Origin of the sequence: Streptomyces sp. NBC_00989, assembly GCF_045162655.1 — a bacterium.
In the GTDB taxonomy this organism is placed as follows: domain Bacteria; phylum Actinomycetota; class Actinomycetes; order Streptomycetales; family Streptomycetaceae; genus Streptomyces.
In genome coordinates, this window is record NZ_CP108728.1 from 825,119 (window position 1) to 838,300 (window position 13,182).

Consider the following 13,182-nt stretch of genomic DNA (forward strand, 5'->3'; position numbering starts at 1 on the left):
CTCATATGGATCACCCGGCCCGATGGGCCTCATGAGCCCGGGTCACGTTCAGGAGAGGTAAAGGTCACAAAAACGTATCGGACATATCGCGCTTCAACCTTCACACGAGGCACACACGTTGGCTAAGTTGACGCTCAGACCGTACGACCTACTCCGGCGATCAGCGCCGGGCCGCACGGTTTGCGCCGAGTCCGGTGTGTCGCTCGCGACAGCCGGAGCCGAGGACCCAACCGACTTGGGGTGAATCGGCCCAACTGCCCGTTTGGGCAAGGGTCGTAGGGCAATCCTTCCGTGATCGGCCGCCCGAACCCGACAGCTAACTCGGTAGGCGCGTTACGGAAGGAGCACGTCTGCCATGCCGGCAGAACGAAGTACGCGCACCGGAGGCAGTGGCCCCACCGTGGACGACCGACCCAGCCGTGACGAAGTTCAGCGGCGGATCAACTCCCTTTACGACAGGGCCGAGACGGCCACCGGAAACTACAACGCCACACGCAAGATGTCCGGCGGCCCGCGCAAGCGCGTCGAGCCCCGTCCCAGCGCGTCGCGTCCTTCCGACCCCGCCCAAGACGCAGTCACCCGGCAGTTGTTCGACCGCGCTCGCGCCCAACTGGGCCCGACCGTGCCGGCGAAGCTGCCGCCCGGCAGGACTCCCGCCCGCTCGGCGGCACCCCGGCCCGAGCGGTCCGAGCGACGCCCCGAGCCCGAGGGCGGCGGCCGCGCACTCGAGGCGCAGCCCAGCCGAGCCGTGGCCGAACTGACCGCTGGGACCGGCGCACCAGAGTTCGCCGCCCCGCAACTCACCGCGCCTGTCGCGGAGTTGACGGCCGGACCCATCGCCGCACTGCCGCCCGCCGCACCCCAGTTGCCTCAGATGCAGCAGCTGGCTCAGATGCCCCAGCCGACCGTCATCGACCTGCCGCCCGTGCCCGCCATCGAAGTGCCGCCCACGCCCGCCGTACAGCCGCAGCAGTTCGCCGTCGCGGCCGCCCCGGCGCCGGTCTTCGACCCGCTGACCGCGGACCTGGAGCTGCTCCCGTACATCGCCGGACCGCGCACCGAACCCGCTCAGGCGAGTGCCCCCTGGCCGACGCCGGAGACGGCCTGGTCCGCCCCGGAAGCGGCCTGGTCCACCGGGCAGATGCCCATGGTCACCGAGCAGCAGCCGGCCTGGGCCACCGGTCAGATACCTGTAGTTGCCGAACAGCAGCCCGCCTGGTCCACCGGCCAGATGCCCGTGATGACCGAACAGCAGCCGTCTTGGTCAACCGGACAGATGCCCGTGGTCACCGAACAGCAGGCCTGGTCCACCGGGCAGATACCGATGGTGCCCCAGCAGCCCGCCGGCCAGCCCACCTGGTACACCACACCGGAACCGGACTGGCGCCCGCCGCAGCAGGAGTGGCAGCCGACCGCCCCCGCCGCCGAGGTCTCCTTCGCCGCGGCCCCGGCCGTCGCCCCCGAACTCACGCTGCCCACGGCTCCGACGATGGCCCCGGAAATCATCCTCCCGCCGGCCCCGACCATGAGCCCGGCACCCACCGCGGCCGCACCCGCCGCACTTCAGGACCCCACCGCGCAGAGCAAGACCAGCACGGCGCTCGCCTTCGCCCGCGCACAGATCGGCAGGCCGTGCCTGTGGGGCGCGGCGGGACCGGACGCGTACGACTGCTCCAGCCTCACCCAGGCCGCCTGGAAGGCGGCGGGAGTCCTCCTCCCGCGCACCACCCAGGAACAGTCCGGCGCCGGCGCCCTCGTCCCGCTCACGGACATCCGCCCCGGCGACCTGATCTTCTTCTACGACAGCATCGACCACGTCGGCCTCTACACCGGCAACGGCCTGATGATCCACGCGCCGAGCCCGGGTACGCCGATACGCGAGGAGTCGATCTTCTACGCCGGTGCCGCCGCGATCCGGGGCGCCGTACGGCCCGCCTGATCCGATCGGGGCCGGGCATTTCCCGGCCCTGACCGCACACCCCGCGACACTCCCGGCCAAGCGCCTCATTGATCCGTACGAGTGGTGCATCCTGGGACACGGTCGTAGCGTCGTCAGAGACACGACGACCGTGCCCCGGCAGGCGGGCCCACCGCCGGTGCGGGTGCGGGGCGACGAGGACGAACAGACGGCCGGGAGCGGACATGTACAAACACACCATGGTCGGAATCGTCACGCTCTGTGCCGCGGCCCTGATCGGGCCGACCGTCGGCACCTCGTCGGCGGCCCCGGCCACGGTCCCGGTGACCGCCCACCGACAGCTCCAGGACCCCGTGCTCGTCGACTGCCTGTGGCACCCCGAGGTGCGCCCCACCGACTTCATGCTCGCCTGCGGCGACGGCAACAGCCGCCTCACGTCGCTGCGTTGGACGTCCTGGAACGCCAACTCCGCGACGGCCACGGGCATCAACGTGGTGAATGACTGCAAGCCCTATTGCGCGGTGGGCAAGTTCCACTCGTTCCCGGTGACCGTCCGCCTCGACTCCGCGCAGACCTGGAAGCGGCATCCGCAGGTGCGGCAGTACGGCGAGATCACTCTGACGTACCCCGGCGCGAGGCCGGACAAGTTCCAGCACACCGTGACCTACCCGCTGTGGAACTGACTCAGAGCGACAACTCCGCCACCAGCGGCCGGTGATCCGAGATCTCCGTCCTCGGCACGCACACCTCCCCTACGGCGCCCTCCCCTAGCCCCGTCGTCATGATGTGGTCGAGCTGGACGAGCGGCCGGTGTGACGGAAAGGTCGCCGGCCGGGCCGAACTCCGCCAGCCACGCGGCGCGGTCGCGTTCAGGGTGAGGCGGGGAAGGGCTCCGAAGAGGTTGAAGTCGCCCATCAGCACCTGGGGTTGGGGCAGCTCGGCGATCCAGCGGCGCACGGTGCGCAGTTGCCCGATGTTCCACCCCGGCACGAACGAGAGATGGACGGCCACGACGGTGAACGGGCCGCGCGGTCCTTCCAGTACGGCGGCCAGGACGGCCCGGGGCTGATCCCGGGCCAGCACCGGAACCGCCCGCCCGGCCACCCGCAGCGGCATGCCGAAGGGCGCCGCCGGCAGCCGTAGGGCCCGCCACTCGTGGACCGGAAGCCGGGACAGCAACGCCAGTCCGTGCGAAGGGACTTCGGGCTGCTGGACGGTGGGGCCGTAGACGCGCATCCCGGGTTCGGTCGGGTCCTGGACCCAGCCCCGGCCCGGCACAGAACGGCAGTGCAGCGCCGTCGCGTAGCGCCAGTCACGGGCGCCCATCGCGTCGGCGGCGACGGCTGCCTGATCGACACCGCCCGACCGTTCCTGGAGGCAGTCGATCTCCTGGAGTGCCAGCACGTCGGCGTCCAGGCCCGCGACGGCTTCGGCGAGGGGAGCCGCGGGATCGCCGGGGGCACCGCGGGTCGGGCGGCCGTCCGGCTGGATCCGCCGGCCGTGCAGCACGTTGAACGTCGCGCATCTCACCAGTAACTCACCCATGATCAGGCCGCATTGTACGTAGGTCACCTGTGGGTGAGCTCCCCCGGTTCCCCCGCCGCGAAAATATACTTGCGTAACTCAATCAATCCGCTATAGTTGAGTAAGTCAAGCAAACTTACGCGGTCGCATCACAGAGGCGCAGCGTACGGAGCGGATGGAGACCGCCATGGACGACGCGCCCCGGACCCCGGCCGCTCCCGGTCCGCTCGCCTCCTTCGCCCGGTTCGTGGCGCTGGGCGGCGGTGTCGGGCTCCTCTCCAGCGGCGCCGTCGCGCTGCTGGCCGAGCAGCTGCCCTGGGCGCTGGCGAACGCGCTGATCACCGTCGTCTCCACCCTCCTGTGCACGGAACTCCACGCCCGTTTCACCTTCGGCTCGGGCCGGCACGCTGGATGGCGCCAGCACTGGCAGTCGGCGGGCTCGGCCGCGGCTGCCTACGTGGTGACCTGCGCCGCGATGTTCGTCCTGCACCTGGTGCAGTCGTCGCCCGGGGCGCTGACCGAGCAGATCATCTACCTCGGTGCTTCGGGGCTCGCCGGACTCGCCCGGTTCCTTCTGCTGCGCCTGTACGTCTTCGCCACCGGTCGTGGCCGGGCGGCCCCGACCGGCTCGTGGCAACTCCAGCGCCCTCAGGGCATGTTGAAGGCTCCGGCTACCGTAGGCACCTTGCATCAGCGACAGTTCGTTCTCGCCTCCAACTGAGTTCTCCCGGTGATCAGTTACGCTGACCGTTTCCAATTCACAGGCGGCGGGGGCATGTTCACCAAGCGATTGATTGCGGGCGCACTGACAGCACTTCTGATCGGAGCGCTCAGCGCATGCGGCGGCGGAAGCGGGAGCGACGACAGTTCGCGTGCCGTGTCCGGTGTCGGTCAGAGCGGTTCGAGCACCGCGCAGGAGGCCCGGCCGACCCCCGACACCGTGACCGGGCTCCGCGACTCGGTCCGTCACCTCGCCAGGCAGACGACGAAGGGGACCCGGCCGCACACCGTCACCAAGTGCTCGTCCGCCACCAAGAAGGTCCGGCACACGTCCAGTTCGGGCACGGGCTCCAAGAAGAAGACCCGCACCTGGTCCACCACCGAGCAGTACCGGAAGTGCTCGAAGGTACGCAGCGGCACCGAGACGTACACCCGGATCGTCCGCGCGGAACGGTGGTGCGTGAGTCTGGACGACGTCGGCGGCAACACCGCAAAGGACGACGTCTGGTACCAGGTCACGCGCGCCGCCTACGACGAGGCACGCATCGCGGACGAGCACGCGCGCGTGGAGTTCACTCCGACCGGTTCGGGCTGCTGAGAGCCCGGTCCGACGACGCGACCCCGGAACGAATTACGAATCGGGGTCCCGTTCTTCGAGTCATTTCGCGATCACAGACGTACCTGCGGTCATGGGCGCCCAGCGCCGACCCGCCACGTCACCGACTCGGAGAACAGGCACCCCATGAACGCATCCGCACCGCACAACCCCGCCGCCGACGGAACCGCCCAGATCGGCGTCACCGGCCTCGGCGTGATGGGCCGCAACCTCGCACGCAACTTCGCCCGCAACGGCTACACGGTCGCCGTCCACAACCGATCGCCGCACCGCACCCATGAGTTGATGAAGGAGTACGGCGACGAGGGCGCCTTCGTCCCGGCCGAGACGGCCCAGGAGTTCGTGGCCGCGCTCGAAAAGCCCCGCCGCCTGATGATCATGGTGCAGGCCGGTCCGGCCACCGACGCCGTGATCGACGAGTTCGCCGCGCTGATGGAGCCCGGCGACATGATCATCGACGGCGGCAACGCGCACTTCGCCGACACCCGCCGCCGTGAGGCCGCCCTGCGCGACAAGGGCCTGCACTTCGTCGGCGCCGGGGTCTCCGGCGGCGAGGAGGGCGCGCTGAACGGGCCGTCGATCATGCCCGGCGGTTCGGCGGAGTCGTACGCCGTGCTGGGTCCGATGTTCGAGTCCGTCAGCGCGAAGGTCGACGGTGAGGCCTGTTCCACGCACATCGGGACCGACGGCGCCGGGCACTTCGTCAAGATGGTGCACAACGGCATCGAGTACGCCGACATGCAGCTCATCGCCGAGGCGTACGACCTGCTGCGACAGGTCGGCGGCTACACCCCCGCCGAGATCGCGGACGTCTTCCGCCGCTGGAACGAGGGCCGGCTCGGCTCCTACCTGATCGAGATCACCGCCGAGGTCCTCGCCCACACCGACGCGGAGACCGGGAAGGCCTTCGTCGACATCGTCATCGACGCGGCCGGGCAGAAGGGCACCGGCCGCTGGACCGTGCAGACCGCGCTGGAGCTGGGTTCGCCGGTCACCGCGATCGCCCAGGCCACGTTCGCCCGTGCCTCCTCCAGCCAGGGCGACCTGCGCGCGGCCTACCGCGGACTGCCCGGCGGCACCACTCCCCCGCTGAGCCGCACCGAGGCCGACCGGTTCACCGCCCAGGTCGAGCAGGCGCTGTACGCCTCGAAGGTCATCGCCTACGACCAGGGCTGGAAGATGATCCAGGACGCGGCGACCGAGTTCGACTGGTCGATCGACCTCGCCGCGGTCGCCGGGATCTGGCGCGGCGGCTGCATCATCCGCGCCTCCTTCCTCGACCGCATCCGTGCCGCGTACACGGCCGACCCGGGGCTGGTCAGCCTGCTGGGCGAGGAGCGTTTCGCGCAGGAGATCGGCGACGCGCAGGTCCCCTGGCGCGAGGTGGTCGCCTCCGCGGCCCGCCGCGGCATCCCCGTCCCCGCGTTCTCCGCCGCGCTGTCGCACTACGACACGCTGCGCGCCGACCGGCTGCCGGCGGCCCTGCTCCAGGGCCAGCGCGACTTCTTCGGCGCCCACACCTACGGCCGTACGGACCGTACCGGTGCCTTCCACACGCACTGGTCCCGGCCCGGCCGCCCGGAGACGACGGCCTGAGCCGTGCGCGCATGACGTTCCGGCCCTCCTGCTCAGGCAGGGGGGCCGGAGTTCTGTGTGCCGCTACCCGACGGGCGGTGCCGTGCTGTCGCGTATGACGAGTTTCGTGGGCACCAGCGTGGTGCCGTGCTCGTCACCGCGCTCCCGCATCCGCCGTAGGACACCTTCGACGCACAGGCGGCCGACCTCGGCGAAGTCCTGGTGGACGGTGGTGAGGGGTGGCAGGAAGGAGCCGGCCTCGGGGATGTCGTCGAAGCCGATGACGCTGACGTCCTCGGGGATGCGCCGGCCGCGCTCGTGGAGGGCCCGCAGCAGGCCCAGCGCCATCTGGTCGTTGGCCGCGAACACCGCCGTGCAGTCGGCCTGTTGGGCAAGTTCCAGTCCCACGCGGTAGCCGGACTCCGCGGACCAGTCGCCGCGTACGACGGGGGGCACGAGCCGTCCCGCGTCGGTGAGTTCGGCGCTCCAGGCGTCGGCTCGGCGCTGGGCCGCGAAGGACTCCTCGGGGCCCGCCAGATGCCAGACCGTGCGGTGGCCGAGGTCGAGGAGGTGGCGTACGGCGGCCCGCGCGCCGCCGTTCTGGTCGGTGTCGACCACGCTGTAGCGGTCGCCCGCGTCGGAGTCGGCGACGACGACCTGGACGTGGGGTGGCAGGGAGATGGTCGCCGCGTCCAGGAGGTGGACCTCCATGATGGCGATGACGGCGTCGACGGCGAGTTCGCCGAGGCGGGAGAAGGCGCCGCGCACCTCGTCCTGGGTGGGCACGGCGACCGGCAGGAGCGTGACGGCGTAGCCCTCGTGCGCGGCGGAGGTGGCGATCGCCTCCAGGGTGCGCATGTTGCCGGTGGTGGAGAGGTTGAAGGTGATCACGCCGATGGTGCGGAACTCCCCGCGTTTGAGCGCGCGGGCGGCACTGTTGGGCCGGTAGCCCAGCTCCTTCATGGCGGCGAGAACCTGTTGCCGGGTCTCCTCGTTGACGCCCTCGAAGCCATTGGACACGCGGGAGACCGTCTGTGACGACACGCCGGCGACACGCGCGACATCCGCCATGGACGCGCTCGGGGCGCGTCTCGACGACCGTTTCCCGGTGCGTCTGCGTGGCTTCTCCGTACCGCCCGGGGCACCGTCCACTGTGTCCACCTGTATCCCTCACATATCGATCCGATCGCCTCGGCCGTGTTTCCCCAAACGACCCTTGACCACCGACATTGGGGCAGTGTAGACATGCCGCCATCAGATGTTTACGTAAACATAACAGCCCGGGGCCGTTCTGGACCGTGCCGTTTACGCAACATCGCGACGGCGTGTGACGCCGGTTCCGAGATGGACGAGCGAGGAACTACATGACGACGCTTCAACCCCCTGCGGCCGCGACTCGGCCTCCTACCAGGCCATCGGCGAAACGAGACCGCCGTTCCTGGACAGGGTGGGGTTTCATCGGACCCTTCGCGGTGGTCTTCGCCTTCGTCTTCCTGGCTCCGATCGCGTACTCGATCTATCTCAGCCTCTTCCGCGACCAGCTCATCGGCGGCAACCACTTCGTCGGCCTGGACAACTACAAGCAGGCCTTCCAGGACGACCAGTTCTGGTCCTCCCTGGAGCGGGTCTCGCTGTTCCTGGTGATCCAGGTGCCGATCATGCTCGGCATCGCCCTGTTCGTGGCGCTCGCCCTGGACAGCGGCCGGCTCTTCGGCCGGGACTTCTTCCGGATCTCGATCTTCCTGCCGTACGCCGTGCCCGCCGTGGTCGCCACCCTGATGTGGGGCTTCATGTACGGCACCCAGTTCGGTCTGGTCGGTGACATCAACAGCGCGTTCGACGTCACGCTGCCCGACCCGCTCTCGGCCCATCTGGTGCTGGCCTCGATCGGCAACATCGTGACCTGGGAGTTCGTCGGCTACAACATGCTGATCTTCTACTCCGCGCTGCGGGTCATCCCGACCTCGCTGTACGAGGCGGCGGAGATCGACGGCGCCGGCCAGTTCCGCGTCATCACGGCCATCAAGCTACCCGCGATCCGCGGCGCCCTGGTCATCGCGACGATCTTCTCGATCATCGGCAGCTTCCAGCTCTTCAACGAGCCGAGCATCCTGCGGCCGCTGGCGCGCAACGCGATCACGACGGACTACACACCGAACTTCTACACGTACTCACTGTCCTTCAACGGACAGCAGCACAACTACTCCGCGGCGGTCGCCATCATCATGGGGCTGATCACCATGATCATCGCCTACGTCGTGCAGCTCCGCGGCATGCGCAAGGGAGCCTGAGCCATGAGCACCCCCGTCACCACCGCCTCTCCCTCCGCGTCCACGCCGTCCGGCGGCGGCCACAAGGGCGCGCCCCGCTTGCGCACACCCCGCAAGAAGCACTCCCCCGGGCGCCCCAAGCGCAGCATCCTGCTGACCGTGCTCACCGGTCTGGTCCTGGTCTACACCGTGGTGCCGCTGCTGTGGCTGGTCATCAACGCGACCAAGACGCAGCAGGGACTCTCCGACTCCAACGGCCTGTGGTTCGCCCACCACTTCGCCCTCTGGTCGAACATCCACGACACGTTCACCTACCACGACGGCATCTTCGGCCGCTGGCTGCTGAACACCCTGCTGTACGTCGTGCTCGGCGCCGGCGGTGCCACCTTCCTGTCGATCCTCGGCGGCTACGCGCTGGCGAAGTTCAGCTTCCCCGGGAAGCGCGCCGTCTTCGCCGTGGTCATCGGTGCCGTAGCGGTTCCCGGTACGGCCCTCGCGGTGCCGACCTTCCTGATGTTCAGCAAGGTGGGGCTCACTGACACTCCGTGGGCGGTGATCATCCCCTCGCTGGTCTCGCCGTTCGGCCTGTATCTGATGTGGGTCTTCGCCACCGAGGCCATCCCGGTCGAACTCCTCGAAGCCGCGCGGATCGACGGAGCGGGCGAGATCCGCACCTTCTTCCAGGTCTCGCTGCCGCTGCTCGCGCCCGGTGTCGTGACGGTGCTGCTGTTCACCACGGTCGCGACGTGGAACAACTACTTCCTGCCGTTGATCATGCTCAGGGATCCGAACTGGTATCCGCTGACCCTGGGCCTGAGCGCCTGGAGCTCCCAGGCCCAGACGATCGGCGGCGACGTCATCTTCAACTTGGTGATCACGGGTTCGCTGCTCACCATCGTGCCGCTGATCGCCGCGTTCCTGCTGCTCCAGAAGTACTGGCAGTCGGGTCTCGCCGCCGGAAGCGTCAAGGAATAACCCAACCCTCAAGAAGTCCCACCCACGAAGAAGTGGAAGCACCTCCATGCGCAGAACCACCAGCCGCCTGCTGCGCGGCCTCGCCGTCCTCTCCGTCCTCTCCCTGGGGGCGACCGCGTGCGGCAGTTCGGACGACAGCAGCTCCAGCACCAAGGCAGTCTCCGCGTCGGACATCCAGGCGGCCCTGAAGAAGGGCGGCACGGTCAACGTCTGGGCCTGGGAGCCCACGCTGAAGACGGTCGCCGCCGACTTCGAGAAGAAGTACCCCAAGGTCAAGATCAACCTGGTCAGCGACAAGTCCGGTGACAAGTACTACACCGCGCTGTCGAACGCGATCGCGGCCGGGAAGGGCGTCCCGGACGTCTCCCAGGTCGAGTACTTCGCGCTGAGCCAGTACTCGCTCACCAAGGGCCTGACCAACCTGGCGCCGTACGGCGCCGACAAGCTGGCCTCCAAGTACACGGCCGGTCCGTGGAACGCGGTGAGCGACGGCGACAAGGTCTACGGCCTGCCGATGGACTCGGGCCCGATGGCGATGTTCTACAACAAGAAGGTCTTCGACAAGTACAAGATCGCCGTCCCGACCACGTGGGACGAGTACGTCGTCGCGGCCCAGAAGCTGCACAAGGCCGACCCGAAGGCGTACATCGCCAACGACGCCGGTGACGCGGGCTTCACCACCAGCATGCTGTGGCAGGCCGGTTCGCGCCCCTACAAGGTCGACGGCACCAAGGTGACGGTCAACTTCGAGGACGCGGGCGCCAAGAAGTACACGGAGACCTGGCAGAAGCTGATCGACCAGAAGCTCCTCGCGCCGATCAACGGCTGGACCGACGACTGGTACAAGGGCCTCGGTGACGGCACCATCGCCACCCTGACCACCGGCGCCTGGATGCCCGCCAACTTCGTCAGCGGTGTCGCCGGTGCCTCCGGTGACTGGCGCGCGGCCCCGATGCCGCAGTGGACCGCGGGCGACAAGGCCAGCGCGGAGAACGGCGGTTCGTCCCTCGCCCTGCCGACGCTCGGCAAGAACAAGGAACTCGCCTACGCGTTCGTCGAGTACGCCAACGCCGGCGCCGGCATCCAGACCCGCGTGAACGAGGGCGCCTTCCCGGCGACCAAGGCGGAGCAGCAGTCGGCGGCGTTCCAGAACAAGGCGTTCCCGTACTTCGGCGGGCAGCAGGCGAACAAGATCTTCGCCCAGTCCGCGTCCGAGGTCGCTTCCGACTGGTCGTACCTGCCCTTCCAGCAGTACGCCAACTCGATCTTCAACGACACCGTCGGCAAGGCCTACATCTCGGGCACCACGCTGGCCCAGGGTCTGAAGAGCTGGCAGGACGCCTCGATCAAGTACGGCAAGGAGCAGGGCTTCACGGTCTCGAAGTGACCCGCTCGAAGTAACCGGCTCGAAGAAGTAACCGGCACCACCCCGGGAGCCGCCGCTGAGCAGCGATCGCTCAGCGGCGGCCCGCCCGGAATCCACCACGCATCTCGTACCGCCCGCCTGTGCAGTAACCGGAAGGACCATCATGATCTCCACCCTCCTGTCCCAGTTGCGGCACGGGCCGGACGGTGCCACCACCCCCCGTCTCGCCTACGGCGCCGACTACAACCCGGAGCAGTGGCCGCGGGAGGTGTGGGACGAGGACATCCGGCTGATGCGCGAGGCCGGCGTCAACATCGTCTCCCTGGGGATCTTCTCCTGGGCCCGCATCCAACCGGCCCGGGACGCATGGGACTTCGGCTGGCTCGACGAGATCATGGACCTGTTGCACGCGGGCGGCATCGGCGTCGACCTGGCCACCGCCACCGCGTCCCCGCCGCCGTGGCTGAGCACGGAGCACCCGGAGATCCTCCCGGTCACCGCGGCCGGCGAGACCCTGTGGCCCGGGGGCCGTCAGCACTGGCGCCCCACCTCGCCCGTCTTCCGCGAGCACGCGCTGCGCCTGGTACGGAAGTTGGCCGAACGCTACGCGGACCACCCGGCGCTGGTCGCCTGGCACGTCTCCAACGAGCTCGGCTGCCACAACGTCTACGACTACTCCGACGACGCGGCCCGCGCCTTCCGCGACTGGCTGCGCGCCCGCTACACCACGATCGACACGCTCAACCAGGCCTGGGGCACGGCCTTCTGGTCCCAGCGGTACAGCGACTGGGAGCAGATACTGCCGCCCCGGCTTGCCGCCTCCTTCCCGAACCCCACCCAGCAGCTGGACTTCAAGCGCTTCTCCTCCGACGCGCTCAAGGACCATCTGCGCGTGGAGCGCGACCTGTTGCGCGAGATCACCCCGAACGTGCCGGTCACCACCAACTTCATGGTGATGGGCAACACCAAGGGCATGAACTACGCCGACTGGGCCGCCGAGATCGACTTCGTCTCCAACGACCACTACGTCACGCCCGGTTCGCAGGACCGCGACGAGTTGTCCTTCTCCGCGAACCTCGTCAGCGGCATCTCCGTCGGCCGCCCGTGGTTCCTCATGGAGCACTCCACCAGCGCCGTCAACTGGCAGCCCGTCAACGTGGCCAAGCGCCCCGGCGACCTGGCCCGCGACTCCCTGCTGCACGTGGCGCACGGTGCCGACGCCGTCTGCTACTTCCAGTGGCGCCAGTCGGCCGCAGGCGCCGAGAAGTACCACTCCGCGATGGTTCCGCACGCCGGTGCCGACAGCGAGGTCTTCCGCGCGGTGGCCGAACTCGGCCGCACGCTGCGGACGTTGGCCCCCATCGCCGGATCGGACCGCGAGACGGCCCGGGTCGGCATCGTCTTCGACTGGGAGTCCTGGTGGGCGAGCGAGCAGGACTCGCACCCCACCGACCGGCTCGACTACCGCCAGGAGGCGCTCGACTGGTACTCCGCCCTCCTCGACCTCGGCGTACGGGCGGACATCGTCACCGCGCAGACCGCCCTGGACCGCTACGACGTGGTGATCACGCCGGTGCTGCACATGATCCCGGCGGCCTTGTCCAAGGAGCTCACGCGCTACGTCGAGCAGGGCGGCCACCTCGTCTCCACCTACTTCTCCGGTGTCGTGGACGAGAACGACCACATCTGGCTCGGCGGCTACCCGGGCGCCCTGCGCGACCTGTTGGGCATCCGCATCGAGGAGTTCGGCCCGCTGCTCGACGGCGACACGGTCGAGGTGGACCTCGACGGCACCGCCACGGGCTCCCTGTGGACCGACCGGATCACGGTGACCGACTCCGAGGTGGAGGTGCTGGCCCACTACCGCAGCGGTGCGTACGCCGGCCGCCCCGCCGTCACCCGCCGTACGGTGGGCGGGGGTTCGGCCGCGTACGTCTCCACGCGCCTGGGCCGCGAGGGCCTCACCGGCCTGCTCCCCGAGTTGCTCGCACCCGCCGGCGTCGGCAGTGAACTCCCGGACACCGCAAGGGGAGTTGTCGAGCTGACCGTGCGCCGCAACGCCGAGAGCCGCTACCTGTTCCTGGTCAACCGGACCGACGACACAGTGCCGTTGACCGGCCTGTCCGGGGAACTGCTGGTCGGCAGTGCGGGCGAGGACGGCTTCCCCGTACTCTCCCCCAGGGATGTCGCCGTAGTACGCCAGCCCGCGCACTGACGA

At 69.1% G+C, this 13,182-nt stretch carries 11 protein-coding genes and 1 riboswitch; of the genes, 9 read left to right on the forward strand and 2 right to left on the reverse strand.

Features of this window, described 5'->3' with window-relative positions; genetic code table 11:
* The first annotated feature begins 173 nt into the window (after positions 1 to 173).
* Positions 174 to 347, forward strand: a riboswitch (cyclic di-AMP (ydaO/yuaA leader).
* An 8-nt stretch (positions 348 to 355) separates the two neighbouring features.
* On the forward strand, positions 356 to 1,939 hold the full coding sequence (locus OG714_RS03715; RefSeq protein WP_406118477.1) for an NlpC/P60 family protein: 1,584 nt from the start codon (positions 356 to 358) through the stop codon (positions 1,937 to 1,939).
* 203 nt (positions 1,940 to 2,142) lie between these two features.
* Positions 2,143 to 2,601 (forward strand): hypothetical protein, encoded by a 459-nt coding sequence (locus OG714_RS03720; protein WP_406118478.1) that lies wholly within the window; start codon positions 2,143 to 2,145, stop codon positions 2,599 to 2,601.
* Between the two features lies 1 nt (position 2,602).
* Here OG714_RS03720 and OG714_RS03725 read toward each other — a convergent pair whose 3' ends face one another.
* On the reverse strand, positions 2,603 to 3,490 hold the full coding sequence (locus tag OG714_RS03725; RefSeq protein WP_406118479.1) for an endonuclease/exonuclease/phosphatase family protein: 888 nt from the start codon (positions 3,488 to 3,490) through the stop codon (positions 2,603 to 2,605).
* 139 nt (positions 3,491 to 3,629) lie between these two features.
* Here OG714_RS03725 and OG714_RS03730 point away from each other — a divergent pair, with 139 nt between their 5' ends.
* The 3 genes from OG714_RS03730 to gndA all read left to right on the forward strand — a co-directional run bounded on the left by OG714_RS03730 (position 3,630) and on the right by gndA (position 6,374).
* Positions 3,630 to 4,163: a GtrA family protein gene (locus OG714_RS03730; RefSeq protein ID WP_406118480.1), complete on the forward strand. Its 534-nt coding sequence runs from the start codon at positions 3,630 to 3,632 to the stop codon at positions 4,161 to 4,163.
* A gap of 156 nt (positions 4,164 to 4,319) precedes the next feature.
* Entirely contained in the window at positions 4,320 to 4,760 is a 441-nt protein-coding gene (locus OG714_RS03735) for a hypothetical protein (RefSeq protein ID WP_406118481.1), read from the forward strand.
* A gap of 144 nt (positions 4,761 to 4,904) precedes the next feature.
* Positions 4,905 to 6,374 carry an NADP-dependent phosphogluconate dehydrogenase gene (gndA, locus tag OG714_RS03740; protein ID WP_406118482.1) on the forward strand — a complete coding sequence of 490 codons (1,470 nt, stop codon included), beginning with the start codon at positions 4,905 to 4,907 and terminating at the stop codon, positions 6,372 to 6,374.
* Between the two features lie 63 nt (positions 6,375 to 6,437).
* Here gndA and OG714_RS03745 read toward each other — a convergent pair whose 3' ends face one another.
* Positions 6,438 to 7,514 carry a LacI family DNA-binding transcriptional regulator gene (locus tag OG714_RS03745; RefSeq protein ID WP_406118483.1) on the reverse strand — a complete coding sequence of 359 codons (1,077 nt, stop codon included), beginning with the start codon at positions 7,512 to 7,514 and terminating at the stop codon, positions 6,438 to 6,440.
* Positions 7,515 to 7,717: 203 nt separating this feature from the next.
* Between OG714_RS03745 and OG714_RS03750 the strand changes: the two genes are divergently transcribed.
* The 4 genes from OG714_RS03750 to OG714_RS03765 all read left to right on the forward strand — a co-directional run bounded on the left by OG714_RS03750 (position 7,718) and on the right by OG714_RS03765 (position 13,179).
* Complete coding sequence (locus OG714_RS03750; RefSeq protein ID WP_317773859.1) at positions 7,718 to 8,644, forward strand: sugar ABC transporter permease; 927 nt, start codon at positions 7,718 to 7,720, stop codon at positions 8,642 to 8,644.
* Positions 8,645 to 8,647: 3 nt separating this feature from the next.
* Positions 8,648 to 9,598 carry a carbohydrate ABC transporter permease gene (locus OG714_RS03755; RefSeq protein ID WP_406118484.1) on the forward strand — a complete coding sequence of 317 codons (951 nt, stop codon included), beginning with the start codon at positions 8,648 to 8,650 and terminating at the stop codon, positions 9,596 to 9,598.
* 46 nt (positions 9,599 to 9,644) lie between these two features.
* On the forward strand, positions 9,645 to 10,985 hold the full coding sequence (locus tag OG714_RS03760) for an ABC transporter substrate-binding protein (RefSeq protein WP_406118486.1): 1,341 nt from the start codon (positions 9,645 to 9,647) through the stop codon (positions 10,983 to 10,985).
* A gap of 142 nt (positions 10,986 to 11,127) precedes the next feature.
* A complete protein-coding gene (locus OG714_RS03765; protein WP_406118487.1) occupies positions 11,128 to 13,179 on the forward strand; it encodes a beta-galactosidase in 2,052 nt (683 codons plus the stop codon).
* Positions 13,180 to 13,182 lie beyond the last annotated feature (3 nt).